Genomic DNA, 17,311 nt, shown 5'->3' on the forward strand with positions numbered 1-17,311 from the left:
GCAAAACCCGGCCTCCGTACCGGCGGTACGCAGGGCACGAAGCGGGCAAGCCGTGTGCCATGGGAATGCATGGACGCGACGCAACGCTGGATCCCCTATTGCGGCGAGGCGCCCGGCCCGGACGCATGGCTGGGCCGCTGGAACCTCGACCCGGTTCTGCTGGCGGCACTGGCGCTGCTGGCCATCGCGCTGTGGTGGCCCAGCACCCGGCCCCGCACTTCTCTGCGCTGGGCCTGGTGGCTGACGGTGCTGCTGTATGTGTCGCCGCTGTGCGCGCTCAGCTCGGCCTTCTTCACGGTGCGCGTGGTGCACCACATGGCGCTGGTGCTGGCCGTGGCGCCTTTGCTGGCGCATGACCTGGCGCATGACCTGGCGCATGGCCTGGCGCCTTGGCTGGCGCGTGGCCTGGCACCGCACGGCCTGCCACAGCGGATGCCCCTGTGGACGAGCACGGCGATCGCCACCGCGGTGTTCTGGCTCTGGCACGCCCCCGCGCCCTACGCCGCGGCGCTGTCGTCGCACGGGGTGTATGCGTTGATGCAACTGTCGCTGCTGGCCAGCGCCACCCTGTTCTGGTTCGCGGCGCGCCGCGCGGCGCCCATCGCCGCGATCGGCGCCATCCTCGTGACGATGGTGTTGATGGGCCTGCTGGGCGCGCTGATCCTGTTCGCCGGGCGGCCGCTGTACGAACCGCACCTCGCGTCCACCCTGGCCTGGGGCGTGTCGCCGCTGGAAGACCAGCAGCTCGCCGGGCTGCTCATGTGGGCGCCGGGCAGCCTGGCGTACCTGGCCGCGGCCATCGGCATCGGCTGGCGCTGGCTGCAGGCCGAACGTGGGCTGCACACCGCATGAACCTCGTCCAGGCCATCGAATGGGCCGAGGGCCACCACCGGCGCGGGATGTACACGCCCATCGGCGTGGCCTTCCACTGGGTGATGGCGGCGCTGGTGATCTTCCAGCTCGGCCACGGCTGGTACCTGAGCTGGCAGCCCGTGGGCGGCGACAAGTACCTGGGGTATCAAACGCACACCGAGATCGGGCTGACCATCATGGTGCTGGGCACGCTGCGCTTTCTGTGGCGCAGCCAGATCGGCACGCCGGACAACGTGGACGAGGACTCGTTCGCCGGCCGCGCCAGCCACGCGCTGCAGGTGTGGTTCTACTTCAGCTTCTTCGCGCTGCCCATCAGCGGCTGGGTGATGTGGTCCACGCTGCCCAGCGACCTGCCGCTGTCCATTGCCGGCGTCATTCCGTTTCCCAGGCTGCCGTTCGACCAGTTGTCCGAGGCGCTGCAGTTCACGCTGATGCAGGGCGCGGCCCGGGCGCACGTGTGGATCGTCTGGATCACGGCGCTGTCCATTCCGGGCCACGCCGGCGCCGCGGTACTGCACTACCTCGTGAAGCGCGACCGCGTGCTGCAGTCGATGCTGGACCTCAACGGACCGGACGAGCCGGGTGTGGTGGGCGCTGCGACAGATGCAGGCTCACGTCCTCCACCTCTGCCGCGCTGAGCGCTTGCGCCACCTTCAACATCTCATGATGGCCATCGTTGCGCCGCTTCGACACCTGCCAGTCCCGCAGTTGCTGGGCCAGGTAGAACGCGGGCTGGCCGGCCAGCGGCGGGCCCAGCGGCGTGCCGGCGGCGTCCACGCCATGGCATTGCTGGCAGGCGCGCACGTACAGCGCAGATGGCACGGACGCCGCCGACACCAGGCCTTCCTCCACCGGAACCGGCAACGCCGCGTAGTGGTTCGCCACCCGAACGCGCTCGTGGCTGTCCAGGAAGCGCGCCACGTCGCGCATCACCGCGTGGGGGCGCAGGCCGTTGGCGTAGTCCTCCATCTGCTTCTGCAGGTAACCGGCCGGCAGCCCCGCCAGGCGCGGTGCGTCGAAGCCGTTGCCCTCCCCGCGCGCGCCGTGGCAACTGACGCAGGCGTAGCGCGCCCCGCCCTCGCCACCGCTCATGGCGATCAGCTCGCCGTCGCGGCCCCAGCGGTCGTCGCTGGGCGACATGCGATCGGTGCAGGCGGCCAGCGTCGTGAGGAGCGTGAGCAGCAACAGGCGAGAAACGCAGAGAGGCAGGTGGCGCATGGCAACTGACTTCTTGGCAAGGCGCGCGCCAGCCCTGGGCCTGACCGGCCTGTTCACCGTGTTGCTGGCCGCCTGCGACGGCCCGCCCGACCGCACGCCCACGCTGAGCGACGCCGACGTGAAGCGTGGCCGCCAGCTCGTCACCGACAAGGGCTGCGTCGCATGCCACAGCTTCCCCGACGTGCAATGGCCGCGCGGCGGCCTGGGGCCGTCGCTGGAGAACTTCGGCCGCCAGGGCCTGATTGCCGGGCGCCTGCCCAACCAGCCCGGCGTGCTGGTGCGTTTCGTGCGCGACGCCCCCGCCCACTTGCCCGGCACCGCCATGCCGGCCATTCCCATGACCGACCAGGAAGCCCGCGATGTCACCGCCTACCTCCTCCAGCTCAAGCCTCGCTGAGGCGCTGCGCGGCTGGCCGCCGCCCGTACTCGACCCGGCTGGCCCGTTCTCCCAGTCGGTCACCACGCTGTCCTGGGTGCTGATCGGCCTCGTCACGCTGATCTTCATCGGCGTCTGCGCGGCGCTGTGGGTGGCGCTGTACGGCAGCGCCGAACTGCGCGCCAGGCTCGGCGGCGAGCGCGTGGTGAAGTGGTTCGGCCTCATCATCCCGGCCGGCGTGCTGCTGGTGCTGCTGGTGTGGGGGCTGCTGATGGTGCGCGGCCTCACCACCCTCCAGGGCGACGAGCTGCGCATGCGCGTGTCCGGCAACCTGTACTGGTGGCGCGTGTCCTACCTCGACGCCTCGGGCCGCGAGATCCACGCGGACGCCAACGAACTGCACATCCCGGCGGGCCGGCCCGTCGTCGTGGAGATGGTGTCGGAGGACGTCATCCACAGCTTCTGGGTGCCCCGGCTGGGCGGCAAGATGGACATGATCCCGGGCCGCACCAACCGCCTGAAGCTGCAGGCCGACGAGCCGGGCAGCTACGGCGGGCAATGCGCCGAGTTCTGCGGCGGCGCGCACGCGCTGATGGGCTTCGTCGTCGTCGCGCACGCGCCGGCGGACTGGCAGCGGTGGATGGACGACCGCCTGAAGCCACCGCCCACCCAACTGAGTGTGGAAGCGCTGCGCGGCCAGCAACTGTTCAACGAAGTGGGCTGCGCGGCCTGCCACCGCGTGGCCGGCACCGACGCGCAAGGCATCGCCGGGCCGGACCTCACGCACATCGGCTCGCGCCGCTCGCTGGGCGCCGGCATCCTGCCCAACACGCGCGCCACCCTGATCGGCTGGATCGCCGACAGCCAGTCGATCAAGCCCAACAACCGCATGCCGGCCTACCGCTCGCTCACGGCGGATGAGCTGAACGCACTGGCCTCGTATCTGGAAGCCCGGAAATGACGCAGGCCGCCACCCCCGGCGTGGACGGCGCCGTGCGCGACGTCAGGGCCTCCGAGACCGGCTTCGACACCCGCCTCTACGCGCGCTTCCCCACGCAGGGCGGCCGCCCTTCCGGCGAACTGGAGGCGCTGGAGAAGGTGTGGGAAACGCCCACCGGCTGGCGCGCGTTCAGTGCCGTCAACAACAACTTCGTCGGCTTCCTGTTCATCGTCACGGCGTTCGCCTTCTTTGTGGCGGCGGGCATCCTGGCGCTGGTGATGCGCGTGCAACTGGCAGCACCCATGGCCGACGTGGTGCCACAGGAAACCTACAACCAGCTGTTCACCATGCACGGCTCGGTGATGATGTTCCTGTTCGCCGTGCCGGCCGTCGAAGCCGTCGCCGTCTTGCTGCTGCCGCAGATCATCGGCGCGCGCGACCTGCCCTTCCCTCGGCTGTCGGCCTACTCGTACTGGGCCTATGCCATCGGCGGCACCGTCTTCTTCTGCTCCATCTTCTTCAGCCTGGCGCCGTCGGACGGCTGGTTCATGTACCCGCCGCTCAGCGCGGGCGTGTACTCCAAGGGCATCAACGCCGACTTCTGGCTGCTGGGCATCGGCTTCATCGAGATCAGCGCCATCGCCGGCGCCATCGAGCTCATCGTCGGCGTGCTGCGCACGCGCGCGCCGGGCATGTCACTCGCGAAGATGCCCGTCTACGCCTGGGCCATCCTGATCTTCGGCGTCATGATCATCCTGGCCTTCCCGGCCATGATCATGGTGACCTTCCTGCTGGAGCTGGAACGCGCCTTCAACTGGCCGCTGTTCGACGCCACGCGCGGCGGCGACCCGCTGCTGTACCAGCACCTGTTCTGGTTCTTTGGCCACCCGGACGTCTACATCATCTTCATCCCCGCCTCGGCCATGGTGTCGACCATGATCGTCGCGGTGGCGCAGCACAAGCTCGTGGGCCATGAGCTGGTGGTACTGGCGATGATCGCCACCGGCTTCATCAGCTTCGGCGTGTGGGCGCACCACATGTTCACGGTGGGCTTGCCGGGTGCGTCGGCGGGCTACTTCTCGGCGGCGTCCATGGCGGTGGCGGTGCCGGCCGGCGCGCAGGTGTTCGCGTGGATCTGCACGCTGTCGGCCGGCCGGGTGCAGCGCAACGTGCCCTCGCTGTTCCTGGTCGGCGGCATCCTCATCTTCGTGATGGGCGGGCTCACCGGCGTCATGGTGGGCATGGTCGCTTTCGATGGCCAGGCGCACGACACCTACTTCGTCGTCGCGCACTTCCACTACGTGCTCATGGGCGGCATGGTGTTCCCGCTGCTCGCCGGCTTCTACTACTGGACGCCGATGATCAACGGCCGGCAGTTGTCCGAGCGGATGGGCCGCTGGGTGTTCTGGCTGTGCTTCACCGGCGTGCACGTGAGCTTCCTTCCCATGCACCTCACCGGCCTGATGGGCATGCCACGGCGCGTGGGCGTCTATCTGCCCGGTCGGGCCTGGGACTTGCCCAACCTCGTCTCCACCATCGGCGCCTTCATCATGGCGGCCGGCGTTCTGCTGTTCATCGTGGACGCAGTGCGCTGCTACGGGCGCCACAGCGGCGCGGCCGGCGCCAAGGCGTGCAACGTCTTCAACGGCGGCACGCTGGAATGGCTGTCGGCCGGCAACTACGGCGTGCGCTCCATCCCGGTGGTCAGCCACCTGGAGCCGCTGTGGGCCGATCCGCAACTGGCCGCCGACGTCGAGGCCGGCCGCTACTTCCTGCCCGGTTCGGCCACCGGCCAGCGCGAGACGCTGATCACCAGCCCCACGCGCGCCGAGCCGCAGTACGTGCAGATCATGCCGGGGCCCACCTGGTGGCCGCTGCTGGCCGCCGTGTTCACGGCCGGCGCCTTTCTGTTGCTGACTGTGAAGGCGCTGAGCTTGAGCGCCGCCTGCGCGGTGCTGTCCATCGTGTTCCTGATGCGCTGGGTGTGGAACAACGACCGGCACATGGAGCAGACCAGCGTGGATGCGGGCGGTGGCATCCGGCTGCCCACCTACGTGGCCGGCCCGCAGGCCCACGGCTGGTGGGGCGCCGTTCTGCTGTGCGTCACGCTGGGCATGATCTTCCTGATGGCGATGTTCGGCTACCTGTACCTGAACGGCGCGCACCCGGACTGGTGGCGCGTCGCCGCGCCGCGCGAGACCTTGCTGCCGGGGCTGGCGCTGCTGGGCGTGGCCGCCGGCAGCGCGTACGCCGCGCGGCCGCTGATGGCGCGGCTGAAGCACGGCAGCGGCGCCAGCGCCATGGCGATGGCGCTGAGCGCGCTGTGCCTGTGCGCCGCATTGGTCATCGACGTGCGCGACTGGTGGCAGGCCGGCCTGCGCGGTGATGCCAGCGGCCAGGGCGCGTCGGTCTACGCGATGCTGGCCTGGCACGGCAGCGTCGTCGTGGCGGTGGTGCTGTCGGCCTTCTACTACGCGCTGCGCTGGATGCGCGGGCTGGCCCCCGGCCCGGCCAACAAGACGCTGGAGGCGCTGCGCATCCTGTTTCTCTACGCTGCCATCGAGGGCACGGCAGGCCTGCTGCTGCCGCGTGTTCTGCCGTGAAGTGAAGGGGCCTTGAGCGGGCGCCGCGGCATCGGACAGAGCACCGCGCCGCAGTGGCAGCTGCGGTGGCAGGTCCGCCTCATGGCCGCGCCTCCAGCGCCTGAACTGCCACCAGAAGCTCCACCAGTCGATCCAGGCATTCGGCCCAGCCGCTCGCGTGGCCATCACGTTCCGATGGCGGCAGTCCTGACTGGCGGAAGCGCACGCGCGTGGCGTCGGGACCTTCCTGCAGGAAGTCAACCTCCACCAGTGTCAGTGGGAAATCTTCCCCGGTCCTTTCCCAGGCGAAGGTGAACACCAGGCGTTCGGGTGGCGCGATCTCGCGGTACTGTCCGCCCTGCCAATAGTCGTCTCCGCCCGGCGAACGGATGCAGATGCGCCAACGGCCGCCCGGCCGGAAATCCATCTCGCACGAGGCCATGCTGAAGTCGCGACCCTGCTCGTCGCGCGGCCCCCACCATCGGGCGAGATGCCGAGGCGAGGTCCAGACCTCGAAGGCGAGTGCACGCGGCACCTTCACCACGCGTTCGATCACCACCGACTGCCCACTGGACTGCAGATCAGGCTTTGCGCCCATGAGACTTCTCCTTTTCAGTCACGTTCAATTCGTCGAGGTAGTTGGCCATCCGGTCGAAGCTGTCTTCCCAGAATGGGCGGTAGTGCTCCAGCCATCCCGCAGCCTGCGCCAGCGGCGCGGCCTGCAGCCGGCGCGGCCGCCACTGCGAATGACGGCTCTGCTCGACCAGCCCCGCCCGCTCCAGGACCTTCAGATGCTTGGAGATCGACGGCAGGCGCATGTCGAAAGGCGCCGCCAGTTCGTTCACCGTGGCCTCCCCCTGCGACAGCAGCGCCAGCAATGCCCTTCGGGTAGGGTCCGCAAGGGCGGCAAAAGTCAGACTCAGCGGGTCATCGAGCATGGTGTTTGTAGTTTTCCATGTGGCTAATTAGCCTGTAGGCTAAGTAAAGTTCGGATTCCTGTCAACCGGGACGTGGAGAGTGCAAAACACTTTGTCCGCCGCCGAAACAAGGGGCGACGGGCGAGAACCTCATTCACGGTTTCCCGCGACGACATCAGCCCATGCTCCCGAATGGGGAGCGCCTCACGAGGGAGTGCCCGTCCGCTGCCGCATCACCATCGCCTCGATGGTGTCGCGCAGCTCCTGCTTCGCCTGCGTCGGCGTGATGTCTCCCACGGCGGCGGCATAGGACAAGGCGTCGGCGGCGCCTTGCATGGCGCGCAGGCCCGCGGGGGTGATGCCCTTGCCAGGCGCGAAAGGTGCCAGCAGCTCGCGGCATTTGTCGAGGAACACGGTCTCGCTCTCCCGCTTCAGCACCTCCAGCTCGGGGGCGCCCGCCAGCGCGGCACGCACGCCCGGGAGTTCGCGCCCCTGGGCCAGCACGCAGTCCACGTAAGAACCGGCGATCACGGACGCGCGGCTGTCCAGGTTCGGTTCGCTGGCCTGCAGCGCCGCGTCGATGAGTGCGTGTTGCTGCGTGTCGAACTCTTCGTACAGCGCCGCCAGCAAGCCGTTGCGCGTGGCGAAGTGGTCGTACACGACGGGTTTGGCCACGGCCGCCTGCTCCGCCAGCGAGCCCAGGGTCAGTGCGTCGCTGCCCGCCTCGCGCACGATGCGCCACGCGGTCTCGATGAGTTGGCGGTAGCGCTCCTGCCGCGGCAGACGTTGCCGGGGGCCGTCGGCGCGAGGAATCCCGCGTTTCTGCATGGTTATGTACCAAACGTAGGTTGATGAATATACTAAAGGTAGCCAAACAACTTTACCAGCAGGAGCCCAGACATGCATGCCCTCGTCGTCGTCGCACACCCCGAGCCCGGATCGTTCAGCCACCGCGTCGCGCGCCAGGTGGCCGACGGCATCGCTCGGGCGGGCCACACGTCCGAGATCGCCGACCTGGCCGCGGAAGGCTTCGACCCCCGCTTCACCGCACACGACCACGCCGTTCACAAGGACCTTCTCCCGCCCTCCCCTGATGTCCTGCGCGAGCAGCAGCGCATCGACGGAGCCGACGCGTTGGTGCTGGTGTATCCGGTGTACTGGTGGTCCTTCCCGGCGCTGCTGAAGGGCTGGATCGACCGGGTCTTCTCCAACGGATGGGCTTATGAGGAGCGGGCGGACACCGGGCTCGTGAAGCGATTGGGCCATCTGCCGGTGCACCTGGTGGCCATCGGCGGTGCCTCCGAGCGAACCTACACGCGCCATGGCTACTTCCAGGCCATGAAGACGCAGATCGATCACGGGATCTTCGACTACTGCGGCGCACGCGTCGCCGCGTCCAGGTTTCTGCTGGCCGGCGAGGACGTGCAGGAACCGGCGCAACTGCAGGCCGCGCAGACCCTGGGTACCGCCGTGTTCTCGGGCAACGGCCCACTGGCGCCGCAGACGGCCAAGGTTCAGGCGTGCGCGTGAGCCACGTCCACGGCCAGTTCGCTGGCCAGGGCCTTCGCGGCGTCCGTGGCGGCCTGCAGCGAATCGCGATGTCGCTGATCGCCGAACTCCTGGTATTCAATGGCCACGTGGTGCATGTCGTGCGCCGCCACGCCGAGGTAATGCGCACAAGTTCGCACGTGCGGCTCAAGATGCTCCCACGCTTCGCGCAGGCCGCCGGCCTGGAACGCGAACTCGCCTGAGGCGGACAGCAGCACCAGCTTCTTGCCAGACAACAGCGGCGACAGCGGCCAGGTCTTCTCCGTGCGATCGAAGTGGAAAGTGCGGTTGATGCGGATGACCTGGTCGAACCAGGCCTTCAGCGCGGCGGGCATGCCGTAGTTGTAGCGGGGCGTGGCGATGACCACGATGTCCGCCTGCGCGAGTTCGTCGATGGCGGCGTCCGAGTAGGCCAGCACGGCGCGCTGGTCGGGCGTGCGCTGGTCTTCGGCGGTGAAACAGGCCGCGATCCAGGCTTCGGTGAGCAAGGGCGGGTGCTCGATGCCGACGTCGCGTTCGACGATGGCGTCGCTCGGTCGCAGGGACTGCCAGCGGGCGACGAATGCATGGGCCAGTTGCCGTGACAGGGACCGCTCGCGGCGGGGGCTGGCGTTGATGACAAGTACGTTCATGGGGACTCTCTGGATGGGGGTGGTGGAAACGCCTGGGATCAGGGGCTCACTCATGCGCAGGCCCGAGCAACGCACGCAGGTCGATGCTGTCGGCCATGGCGCGGTAGCCGTCGTCACCGGGATGCAGGTGATCGCCTGAATCGAAGGCCGCGCGCAGGCGGGTCGGGCGGGACGGATCGCGCGCCATGCGATCGAAATCGACCACGGCATCGAACGCGCCGGCGTGCCGGATCCACTCGTTGAGCTGTTGGCGCAGCGCGTCTTTCTCGGGGCTGAAGTGGCCTTCCAGCGGCGTGCCCTTGAGGGCGTCCTCGAACGGCATGAGGGTGCCGCCGATGACCCGAACGCCCCGCTGGTGCGCCCGCTCCACCAGCTGGCGCAGGCCCTGGGTGAGGCTCGCCAGGGACGGGAGCGCCTCGTCGGGCGCGAAGGCGCCCCCCGGCCAGCCGATGTCGTTGGTGCCCAGCAGCACGATGACCGCCCGCACACCCGGGTGTTGCAGCGCATCGCGCTCCAGCCGGGCCAGTGCGCTCTCCCCCATGCCGGGGCGCAGCAGGCGGTTCCCCGAAATGCCGGCGTTCAACACGGCCACGCCCTGCGGGGCGAGGCGGCGCGCCAGAAAGTCGGGCCAGCGCCGATCCGCACCGGGCGTGGACCCGTTGCCGTCGGTGATCGAATCGCCCAGCGCGACCACTGCCACCGGTGCGCGCGCGGCTTCGACCATGACGGCGGAGAGGAAGGCGCGCGTTGCCAGCGTCTCGCCACGCTCGCCGCTTTCAGCGGCTGCTCGCCCGGCGACGTTGCCCGACAGCAGCAGCGTCTGATCGCGCGCGTCCCAATGGAAGCCCGCGAGCGACGTGCGATCGGGCAGGTAGAGGTCCACCTGCAGGCGCGCGCCCGACGGCACGGCCACGGCGATCGGATCGCTGACCGCCTTCGCGCCCGCCGCGACGGTGATCTCCTTCGATCCCTGGAAGCGGGCGTATGCCCCTGGGCCTGATGCACCGAGCCCGACGTGCGCGCTCGCCACCTTCAGGGGCGAGTGCCCGTATTCGTTGCTGACCACCAGGCGAAGGCGTTCACCGCCAACGCTGATGCGCAGGTGCTGGCGCAAGGTCACGTCCTGCAACTGCCGGGGCATGCCCAGGGGCAGTGCGAACCCGCTGTCCCACAGGGGCTGGGCGGGTGCGATCCAGCTCGTGGCCCACTGCGCTGGCGCTGCGGAAGCGGTGAATGGCGGGCGAGCGAACGACAGGGCGGCAGCGCCTGCGAGAAGCAGTGCCAGACCGATGCGCGCGACGAGATGTCTCATGGAAATTCCGTGTGGATGGGTGGAAGTGCAGCGACTTTCCGGTATTCCCAATGAGATGCGAAGTGGAGAGAATGGAAGACACCCTCTTCTGAATTGGAATGACTCTATGGACAGGCTCAAGGCCATGGGCGCCTTCGTGCGCGCCGTCGAACTCGGCAGCCTCTCGGCCGCCGCGCGCGAGATGGCGACCACGCAACCGACGGTCAGCAAGCTGGTCGCCTGGTTGGAGCGGGAAGTGGGCGCCAGGCTGCTGGAGCGCGGCAGCCAGCGCGTTCTGCCCACGGAGGAAGGCTCGCGCCTGCTCGTGCACGCGAAGCAGCTGCTGGAGGACTACGAAGAGGCGCTGGCCGACATGGCGAGCGGCGTGCGCGAGCCCCGCGGACTGGTGCGCCTGTCGGCGCCGGTGGCGCTGGGGGAATTGCGTCTCAGCGCCTTGGTGCTGGAGATGTTGTCGACGCTGCCGCAGCTGGAGGTGGAGCTCTTGCTGGAGGACCGCTTCGTCGATCCGGTGGAGGAGCGCATCGACCTGACCCTGCGCATCGGCGGCGTGCTGCCCGCCGATCTCGTCGCGCGCCCACTGGCGGTCTGGCCACGCTACCTGGTGGCCTCGCCCGACTACGTGCGTCGCAAGGGGCGGCCCCGGCGGCCGGGCGACCTGACGGCGCACGAGTACCTGCGCTACGCGGCCAGCGACGAGGTGCTGCACTTGCGCAGCGGCGGCGAGAGCGCCGTGCTGGAACTCGCCTCCCGCTACCGCGTCAACAGCGCGATCGCATTGCTGGACGCCGTGCAATCGGGCGCGGGCATTTCACTGCAGCCCTGCTGGATGGTGGACGAGGCCCTGCGCCAGGGCACGCTGGTGCGCCTGCTGCCCCGGTGGACGGGGCCGGCGCAAACGGCGCATGTCGTGCATGCGCCGCGTCGCCGGCTACCGGCCCGCGTGCAGGCCGTGATGGACTACCTGGTGGACGCCGTGCGGCGCTGGTAGTGCGGCTCACGCCACCGCGTAGGGCGTCTCGGGCACGGGCATGTGAAAGCTCGCATTGAGCATGTTCCACGAGCGGATCGCGCCGACCTGGAACGTGAGGTCCGCGATCTGAGCATCACTCAGGTGCTGTCGGATGGTGCGGAAGTCTTCGTCACTGGGCGTTCGGTGCGGCACGGCATTCACGGCCTCGGCCCAGTTCAGGGCGGCGCGCTCGGCGTCGCTGAAGAAGCGGGTGGCTTCGCGCCAGCCAGCCACGGCGTTGACGTGGCGCGGCTCCATGCCTTCCTTGAGCAATTGGGCCCAATGCATGTCGATGCAGAACGCGCAGCCGTTGATCTGGCTGATGCGCAGATTCACGATTTCGCGCAGCCGCATGTCCAGGGTGCGGCCAGCGGCGTGGGAGAACTGTGCGCCGGCGCGGGCGGCGTGGGGGGCAAGTGCGTGGTAATCGAGTCGCGGTGCGGACATGGGAGCTCCTGTGGTGTGAAAAAGGGATGGGAACTCCCCTTAGACGATCCGGCCCATCGGCTTGTGACAGGCCAGCGACCTACCCTCGCGCGAACCCCTCCATTTCTTCATGCAGCACATCCACGAACTGCTGCGCGGCCGGCGACAGTGAGCGCCCTTCCTTCACCAGCACATAGATGTCGCGCGACACCCGGGGCCCGGTCAGCGGACGTGTCACCAGATCCGGGTCGCGCGCGTAGCGCACGTAGGCGGCGGGCATCACCGATGGCCCCATGCCGCAGGACGTCATCCACAGCGCGGTAGAAAGCAGGGACACCTCGCGCGCCACGTTGAGGCGGATGCCGGCCTGCGCGGCGGAGTGATCGATGAGCGGGCGCACGCCAAAGCCGGGGCGCACAGTGGCAATGGGCACACCGTCCAGGTCTTTCCAGCGCACGGATTTGCGCGCGGCCATGGGGTCGTCCTTGCGCAGCACTACGCTCAAATGGTCGCCCATCAGGCGCTGCATCTGCACGCCGTCGTCCGCGCGGTCGGGCGTGCCGATGCCGAAGTCCGCGCGCTCACCGATCAGGCGCGCGACGAACTGGTCGGGCGCGCAGTCGTCCACGTTGACCTGGATGTCCGGGTGGCGCTGCATGAACGCGCGGATCACCGATGGCAGCAGCACCTCCGCCAGGGTTGGCGTGCAGGCCACGGTGACGCGGCCGCGGCGCAGGGTCGACAGGTCGTCGAGCCCTGCGCTCAGCGAGTCGATGTCGCGCAAGACGCGCTGTGCGATTTCGATGACGTCGTGCGCGGCGGGCGTGGGCTGCAAGGACCGCGTGGTGCGGTCGAACATGCGCACGCCCAGCTCCTCTTCCATCTGGCGGATCAGCACGCTCACGGCGGACTGCGTGACGTAGAGCTGGGCGGCGGCCGTGGCCAGGCGCCGCAGCTTGTAGACGGCGACGAAGGCGCGCAACTGCTTCAGGGTGAGGCCGGTGAGTCGGGTCTTATTCATGAAGTCATTTTATGGATGGTTGAATACTTATCGATTTACGAAAGTACCGTTCTGGACTTCAATCGCGGCGTGTTTCAAGCAAGCGATGAGTCAACCGATACCACCGAGCGAGTGAAGCTGCCGTGCGGCGCGGCCACTTTGACGGGCCTGCGCCGGCACGGGGTGATGCGCTTTGGCGCGCTGCGATATGCGCAGGCACCCATGGGCCAGTTGCGCTTCGCGCCGCCCGTGCCCGCCAGCCTGCACGGCGAGGTGGACGCCACCGCCACCGGGCCGATCGCACCGCAACTGCCCTCGGCCCTGTCCCGCGTGCTCGGCTCCTGCGAGGCCCCGCAGTCCGAGGACTGCCTGCACCTGAGCGTGTGGACCCCCGGCACCGACGAACCGACACGCCCCGTGGTGGTGTGGTGCCACGGCGGCGCCTGGCAAAGCGGCGGCGTGCTGAACTGGTATGACGGCGAAGCCCTGGCGCGACGCGGCAACGTGGTGGTGGTGGGCGTCAACGCGCGCCTGGGCCCGCTGGGTTGGCTGCTGGCCGATGGCGGCGTGGCCAACCTCGGCCTGCTGGATCTGGCACTCGCCTTTCAATGGGTGTCGGACCACATCGCGGCGTTCGGCGGCGACGCCACGCGCATCACGGCCATGGGGCAGTCGGCGGGCGGCACCAACGTCGCCGCGCTGCTGGCGCGCGGCGCTTCCACCTTCCAGCGCGCGATTCTGCAGAGCGCGCCCCTGGGCCGGGGCTTTCGCTCGGCCGACGCGGCGCGCTCGCTCGGCCGGACGCTGTTGCGCGCGGCGGGCGTGGCGACGCTGGATCAGGCGCGCAGTCTGTCGGCGCAAGCCCTGCTGCACGCCCAACAGGCGCCAGAAGTGGTGGCCGCCGTGCGCGAACTGGCGGACGGCCACGGCCTGTTCGGCCCCGTGCTCGACGGCGAAACGCTGCCGCCCTTGACACCGCAGGCGGCGGGCCGCGTCGACGTGCTCGCCGGCTGGAACCGCGACGAGATGCGGGCCTTCACCGCCCCCGCCACCACCTCCGGCACCACCTCTGGCACCACGCCCGATGAAGACGAGGCGCAGCGGCGCTTCGCCACGCCCGCGCGCCAATGGGCGGCGCAAGCAACGCAGGCCGGCCGGCAGGCCTGGCTCTATCGCTTCGACGGCGCGCCCGGCATGCCCTTGGGCGCTTGTCACTGCGCGGAACTGCCCTTCGTGTTCGGCACGCTCGACGCCTTTGCATCGGCCCCGATGCTCGGCTCGCTGCACGCCGACGACGCCCGGCGCCTGACCGACGACATGCAAACCGCCTGGCTCGACTTCATCCACAGCCGCGCCCTGCCCTGGGCGCCCGGCCCGCAGGCGCACGTGTTCGCGTGACCACCCACCCCGTTTCCCCTGACCTCCCGAGACCGAGAAAGCCACCATGCGATTGAAAGAAGGCGACCTTCCCCCGAAGGCCGATGAAGAAGAAACCCTGGCGGCGTTCGACCGCGTGATGCCGATCGTGGCCACCGACGCGGAAATCGACGCCGCCGTGCGCGACGCCGACCTGCCCGCGCTGCTGGCGGCCCTGGCCATGCTGACGCAGGACCCGGCGCTGCTGGCCGACGACCTCAAGCCGCCATCGCCGTCGATGACCGCGCGCATCGCGCCGCAGGGCGGCATGTCGGCCGAGCAACAGGCCAAGGCCCGCGCCCTGGCCACACAGGCCTTGATCCGCTACCGCGACGCCGGCTGCCCCGTGGCGCCCACGCCCTCGCCCGAGTGGCTCGACCGCATCGTGCAGTTCCTCATCCGCTCCGGCCACGACGACCTGATGGACCTGTTGCGCCACGAGGTGAACGTGCCCGACGACCAGGGCGCGCCCGGCTGGCACGTGAGCGAGTTTCCGAACGCGGCGGGCGTGAAGGTGGCGGTGGTCGGTTCGGGCTTCGCGGGCATCACCGCGGCCTACCGGCTCAAGCAGGCCGGCCTGGACTTCACGGTGTTCGAGAAGAACAGCGAGATCGGCGGCGTGTGGTGGGAGAACACCTACCCCGGTTGCCGGCTGGACACACCCAACTTCGCCTACAGCCTGTCCTTCGCGCAGAAGCAGGACTGGACGCAGCAGTTCTCGCAGCAGCCCGAGATCCTGCGCTACCTGCAGGACGTGGTGCGCCGCGCCGGCATCCGCTCGAACATCCGCGTCAACACCGAGGTGGAGTCGCTCGAGTTCGATGAAGCCAAGGCGGCGTGGAAGGTGACGGCGCGCACCGCCGATGGCGGCGTGCACGTGGAGCACTTCAACTTCGTCATCACGGCCATGGGGCTGCTGAACCGGCCGCACGTGCCCGATTTCCCGGGCCTGGAATCTTTCAGAGGCGAGGTGGTGCACTCGGCCGCCTGGCGCCCGGACGTGAGCGTCAAGGGCAAGCGGGTCGCACTGATCGGCACTGGCGCGAGCGCGTTCCAGATCGGCCCGGAGATCTACTCGCAGGTGGACAAGCTGCACGTGTTCCAGCGCAACGCGCCGTGGATGCTGCCCACGCCCACCTACCACGACGACCTCAAGCCCGGCATCCAGTGGCTGCTGAACCACGTGCCGGCCTATGGCCGCTGGGTGCGCTTCTGGCAGTTCTGGATCGGCGTGGAAGGTCGTCTGCACCTGGTGGAGGTGGACCCGGCCTGGCAGCACGAGGTGTCCATCAGCGCGGGCAACGAGGCCCTGCGCCAGGAGTGCCTGGCCACGCTGCAGCAGCAGTTCGCGGACCGCCCCGACCTGCTGGTGCACGCCACGCCCAACTACCCGCCGGGCGCCAAGCGCATGCTGCGCGACAACGGCACCTGGCCGCAGATGCTCAAGGCCGACAACGTCAAGCTGGTGACACAGGAGATCTCGCACCTGTCGGAGAACGCCATCCACACCAGGGACGGCCAGCGCCACGAGGTGGACCTCATCATCTGCGCCACCGGCTTCAAGGCGGCCGACTTCCTCTATCCGCTGAAGGTGACGGGCCGCGACGGCCTGGACCTGCACGCGCACTGGGACGGCGACTGCCGCGCCTACCTGGGCATTTCGGTGCCGGGATTCCCCAACCTGTTCATGACCAGTGGCCCCAACACCGGCGTGGTGGTCAACGGCAGCGCCATCTTCTCGTCGGAGTGCCAGGTGGAATACAGCTTGCGCGCGCTGCGCCACGTGCTCGGCCAGGGCTTCAAGACCGTCGACTGCCGGACCGGGCCTTACGTCAGCTACAACGCCTGGATCGACAAGGGCAACGAGACCAAGGCCTGGGCCGTGGCCAAGACCAGCAGTTGGTACAAGAACAAGAGCGGCCGCGCCGCGCAGACCTGGCCCTTCGGCATGCTGGAGTACTGGAACCTCACCGCCACTTTCCGGCCCGAGGACCACGTGCTCTCCTGAAGCCGAATCCCTTCCCTCCCTTCCCCCTTTTTTCCCTGAACCATCCCGAGAAGGAGACACATGTTCAACGCACGCCTCAAATCCCTCATCGCCATCGGCCTGGGCGCCTTGATCGCCACGGCCGCCGCCGCGCAGGACTACCCGGACAAGCCCGTCAAATTCGTGCTGCCCTTCCCGCCCGGCGGCTCGGCCGACGCGGTGACGCGCGAGCTGGCCGACAAGCTGCAATCGAAGGGCAACGGCACCTTCATCATCGAAAACAAGCCCGGCGCCGCCGGCAACCTGGCCACGGGCCAGGTGGTGCGCGCGCCCAACGACGGCTACACCATCCTCGTCGGCGTGACCGGCGCGCTGGTGATCAACCCCGAGCTCTACTCCAACCTGGGCTACAACACGCAGACGGACCTCACGGCGATCTCGATGCTGGCGCAGGCGCCCGTTGTGATCGTGGCCAGCCGCGAATCGGGCATCACCTCGCTCAAGGACCTGGTGCAGCGCGCCAAGGCCAAGCCGGGCGAGCTGTCGTACGCCACGAACGGCAGCGGCACCAGCCACCACCTGGCGGGTGAACTGTTCAAGCAGAAGGCCGGCATCTTCATGGTGAACATTCCCTACAAGGGCACGCCAGGCGCCTTGCAGGACATCGGCGGTGGCCGTGTCGACGCCGGCTTCCTCGACCTCACGGCCTCGCTGCCGATGATCGCCTCGGGCCGCATCGTGGCCCTGGCCACCACCGGCGCCACGCGCCCGTCCGCACTGCCCAACGTGCCCACCGTGGCCGAAGCGGGCTTCCCCGGCTACGAGGCCATGACCTGGATCTCGCTCGTGGCGCCCAAGGGCATGAAGCGCGAGCACGTGGCCAAGCTCAGCGGCATGGTCAATGCCGTGCTCGCCGACGACGCGTTCAAGAAGAGCACGGCGGCCAAGGGCCTGGAAGCGGCCGGCTCGACGCCCGACGAGCTGCAGCGCTTCATTGCCTCGGAATCCGAGAAGTGGCGCGGCGTGATCCGCAGCGCCAACATCCGGCTCGAATAAGGGCCGACTCCCGGCACCC

Annotated in this window: 18 protein-coding genes; 10 read left to right on the forward strand and 8 right to left on the reverse strand. The window is 69.0% G+C overall.

All coding sequences use genetic code 11. The features are described from left to right. The first annotated feature begins 69 nt into the window (after positions 1 to 69). Both BN948_RS12645 and BN948_RS12650 read left to right on the forward strand, forming a co-directional pair. On the forward strand, positions 70 to 852 hold the full coding sequence (locus tag BN948_RS12645; RefSeq protein WP_009515327.1) for a cytochrome c oxidase assembly protein: 783 nt from the start codon (positions 70 to 72) through the stop codon (positions 850 to 852). Continuing rightward, entirely contained in the window at positions 849 to 1,511 is a 663-nt protein-coding gene (locus tag BN948_RS12650) for a cytochrome b (RefSeq protein WP_009515326.1), read from the forward strand. Before BN948_RS12645 ends, BN948_RS12650 begins: the two co-directional genes overlap by 4 nt. Here the strand turns inward: BN948_RS12650 and BN948_RS12655 are convergent. Beyond that, positions 1,435 to 2,091 carry a c-type cytochrome gene (locus BN948_RS12655; protein WP_061285367.1) on the reverse strand — a complete coding sequence of 219 codons (657 nt, stop codon included), beginning with the start codon at positions 2,089 to 2,091 and terminating at the stop codon, positions 1,435 to 1,437. The genes BN948_RS12650 and BN948_RS12655 overlap by 77 nt on opposite strands. Here BN948_RS12655 and BN948_RS12660 point away from each other — a divergent pair. From BN948_RS12660 to BN948_RS12670, 3 genes are read left to right on the forward strand one after another with little or no spacing between them, the layout of a single operon-like run. Next, positions 2,090 to 2,488 (forward strand): c-type cytochrome, encoded by a 399-nt coding sequence (locus tag BN948_RS12660; RefSeq protein ID WP_009515324.1) that lies wholly within the window; start codon positions 2,090 to 2,092, stop codon positions 2,486 to 2,488. The genes BN948_RS12655 and BN948_RS12660 overlap by 2 nt on opposite strands. Further along, positions 2,451 to 3,428 carry a cytochrome c oxidase subunit II gene (locus tag BN948_RS12665; protein ID WP_009515323.1) on the forward strand — a complete coding sequence of 326 codons (978 nt, stop codon included), beginning with the start codon at positions 2,451 to 2,453 and terminating at the stop codon, positions 3,426 to 3,428. Before BN948_RS12660 ends, BN948_RS12665 begins: the two co-directional genes overlap by 38 nt. Next, the gene (locus BN948_RS12670; protein WP_009515322.1) at positions 3,425 to 6,010 is read left to right on the forward strand and encodes a cbb3-type cytochrome c oxidase subunit I; all 2,586 of its coding nucleotides are present in this window, start codon (positions 3,425 to 3,427) and stop codon (positions 6,008 to 6,010) included. The genes BN948_RS12665 and BN948_RS12670 overlap by 4 nt, the downstream gene beginning before the upstream one ends. A 79-nt stretch (positions 6,011 to 6,089) precedes the next feature. Here BN948_RS12670 and BN948_RS12675 read toward each other — a convergent pair whose 3' ends face one another. The 3 genes from BN948_RS12675 to BN948_RS12685 form a co-directional block, all read right to left on the reverse strand. Next, a complete protein-coding gene (locus tag BN948_RS12675) occupies positions 6,090 to 6,587 on the reverse strand; it encodes an SRPBCC family protein (RefSeq protein ID WP_009515321.1) in 498 nt (165 codons plus the stop codon). Further along, positions 6,571 to 6,927, reverse strand: coding sequence for an ArsR/SmtB family transcription factor (locus BN948_RS12680; RefSeq protein WP_009515320.1), 357 nt, complete (start codon positions 6,925 to 6,927; stop codon positions 6,571 to 6,573). The genes BN948_RS12675 and BN948_RS12680 overlap by 17 nt, the downstream gene beginning before the upstream one ends. 183 nt (positions 6,928 to 7,110) lie before the next feature. Continuing rightward, positions 7,111 to 7,734 (reverse strand): TetR/AcrR family transcriptional regulator, encoded by a 624-nt coding sequence (locus BN948_RS12685; RefSeq protein WP_009515319.1) that lies wholly within the window; start codon positions 7,732 to 7,734, stop codon positions 7,111 to 7,113. 72 nt (positions 7,735 to 7,806) lie between these two features. Here BN948_RS12685 and BN948_RS12690 point away from each other — a divergent pair, with 72 nt between their 5' ends. Further along, the gene (locus BN948_RS12690; RefSeq protein WP_009515318.1) at positions 7,807 to 8,436 is read left to right on the forward strand and encodes an NAD(P)H-dependent oxidoreductase; all 630 of its coding nucleotides are present in this window, start codon (positions 7,807 to 7,809) and stop codon (positions 8,434 to 8,436) included. On the opposite strand, the gene BN948_RS12695 is transcribed toward BN948_RS12690, so the two are convergent. Next, positions 8,421 to 9,086: an FMN-dependent NADH-azoreductase gene (locus BN948_RS12695; protein ID WP_009515317.1), complete on the reverse strand. Its 666-nt coding sequence runs from the start codon at positions 9,084 to 9,086 to the stop codon at positions 8,421 to 8,423. The two genes, BN948_RS12690 and BN948_RS12695, sit on opposite strands and share 16 nt — an antisense overlap. A 46-nt stretch (positions 9,087 to 9,132) precedes the next feature. Continuing rightward, positions 9,133 to 10,398, reverse strand: a complete 1,266-nt coding sequence (locus tag BN948_RS12700) for an SGNH/GDSL hydrolase family protein (protein WP_009515316.1) — start codon at positions 10,396 to 10,398, stop codon at positions 9,133 to 9,135. Positions 10,399 to 10,504: 106 nt separating this feature from the next. On the opposite strand from BN948_RS12700, the gene BN948_RS12705 reads away from it, so the two are divergent. Then, entirely contained in the window at positions 10,505 to 11,386 is an 882-nt protein-coding gene (locus BN948_RS12705; RefSeq protein ID WP_009515315.1) for a LysR family transcriptional regulator, read from the forward strand. Between the two features lie 6 nt (positions 11,387 to 11,392). Here BN948_RS12705 and BN948_RS12710 read toward each other — a convergent pair whose 3' ends face one another. Together BN948_RS12710 and BN948_RS12715 are read right to left on the reverse strand one after the other, a co-directional pair. Further along, positions 11,393 to 11,854 (reverse strand): carboxymuconolactone decarboxylase family protein, encoded by a 462-nt coding sequence (locus BN948_RS12710; RefSeq protein ID WP_035621951.1) that lies wholly within the window; start codon positions 11,852 to 11,854, stop codon positions 11,393 to 11,395. Between the two features lie 79 nt (positions 11,855 to 11,933). Beyond that, positions 11,934 to 12,854, reverse strand: a complete 921-nt coding sequence (locus BN948_RS12715; protein WP_009520249.1) for a LysR family transcriptional regulator — start codon at positions 12,852 to 12,854, stop codon at positions 11,934 to 11,936. Between the two features lie 111 nt (positions 12,855 to 12,965). Between BN948_RS12715 and BN948_RS12720 the strand changes: the two genes are divergently transcribed. The 3 genes from BN948_RS12720 to BN948_RS12730 are packed head-to-tail and all read left to right on the forward strand — an operon-like array spanning position 12,966 to position 17,292. Beyond that, positions 12,966 to 14,231 (forward strand): carboxylesterase family protein, encoded by a 1,266-nt coding sequence (locus BN948_RS12720; RefSeq protein WP_050980731.1) that lies wholly within the window; start codon positions 12,966 to 12,968, stop codon positions 14,229 to 14,231. Positions 14,232 to 14,277: 46 nt separating this feature from the next. Further along, entirely contained in the window at positions 14,278 to 16,257 is a 1,980-nt protein-coding gene (locus BN948_RS12725; RefSeq protein WP_009520251.1) for a flavin-containing monooxygenase, read from the forward strand. A 60-nt stretch (positions 16,258 to 16,317) separates the two neighbouring features. Beyond that, complete coding sequence (locus BN948_RS12730) at positions 16,318 to 17,292, forward strand: Bug family tripartite tricarboxylate transporter substrate binding protein (protein ID WP_009520252.1); 975 nt, start codon at positions 16,318 to 16,320, stop codon at positions 17,290 to 17,292. The last annotated feature ends 19 nt before the right edge of the window (positions 17,293 to 17,311 follow it).

This window comes from Hydrogenophaga intermedia (assembly GCF_000723405.1).
In the GTDB taxonomy this organism is placed as follows: Bacteria; Pseudomonadota; Gammaproteobacteria; order Burkholderiales; family Burkholderiaceae_C; genus Hydrogenophaga; species Hydrogenophaga intermedia.

Coding starts and splice junctions, on each gene's coding strand:
- BN948_RS12685 (WP_009515319.1), bottom strand. CDS start 7,734: ATGCAGAAACGCGGGATTCCTCGCGCCGACGGCCCCCGGCAACGTCTG.
- BN948_RS12695 (WP_009515317.1), bottom strand. CDS start 9,086: ATGAACGTACTTGTCATCAACGCCAGCCCCCGCCGCGAGCGGTCCCTG.
- BN948_RS12675 (WP_009515321.1), bottom strand. CDS start 6,587: ATGGGCGCAAAGCCTGATCTGCAGTCCAGTGGGCAGTCGGTGGTGATC.
- BN948_RS12730 (WP_009520252.1), top strand. CDS start 16,318: ATGTTCAACGCACGCCTCAAATCCCTCATCGCCATCGGCCTGGGCGCC.
- BN948_RS12645 (WP_009515327.1), top strand. CDS start 70: ATGGACGCGACGCAACGCTGGATCCCCTATTGCGGCGAGGCGCCCGGC.
- BN948_RS12710 (WP_035621951.1), bottom strand. CDS start 11,854: ATGTCCGCACCGCGACTCGATTACCACGCACTTGCCCCCCACGCCGCC.
- BN948_RS12665 (WP_009515323.1), top strand. CDS start 2,451: ATGTCACCGCCTACCTCCTCCAGCTCAAGCCTCGCTGAGGCGCTGCGC.
- BN948_RS12700 (WP_009515316.1), bottom strand. CDS start 10,398: ATGAGACATCTCGTCGCGCGCATCGGTCTGGCACTGCTTCTCGCAGGC.
- BN948_RS12705 (WP_009515315.1), top strand. CDS start 10,505: ATGGACAGGCTCAAGGCCATGGGCGCCTTCGTGCGCGCCGTCGAACTC.
- BN948_RS12670 (WP_009515322.1), top strand. CDS start 3,425: ATGACGCAGGCCGCCACCCCCGGCGTGGACGGCGCCGTGCGCGACGTC.
- BN948_RS12660 (WP_009515324.1), top strand. CDS start 2,090: ATGGCAACTGACTTCTTGGCAAGGCGCGCGCCAGCCCTGGGCCTGACC.
- BN948_RS12715 (WP_009520249.1), bottom strand. CDS start 12,854: ATGAATAAGACCCGACTCACCGGCCTCACCCTGAAGCAGTTGCGCGCC.
- BN948_RS12680 (WP_009515320.1), bottom strand. CDS start 6,927: ATGCTCGATGACCCGCTGAGTCTGACTTTTGCCGCCCTTGCGGACCCT.
- BN948_RS12650 (WP_009515326.1), top strand. CDS start 849: ATGAACCTCGTCCAGGCCATCGAATGGGCCGAGGGCCACCACCGGCGC.
- BN948_RS12725 (WP_009520251.1), top strand. CDS start 14,278: ATGCGATTGAAAGAAGGCGACCTTCCCCCGAAGGCCGATGAAGAAGAA.
- BN948_RS12655 (WP_061285367.1), bottom strand. CDS start 2,091: ATGCGCCACCTGCCTCTCTGCGTTTCTCGCCTGTTGCTGCTCACGCTC.
- BN948_RS12690 (WP_009515318.1), top strand. CDS start 7,807: ATGCATGCCCTCGTCGTCGTCGCACACCCCGAGCCCGGATCGTTCAGC.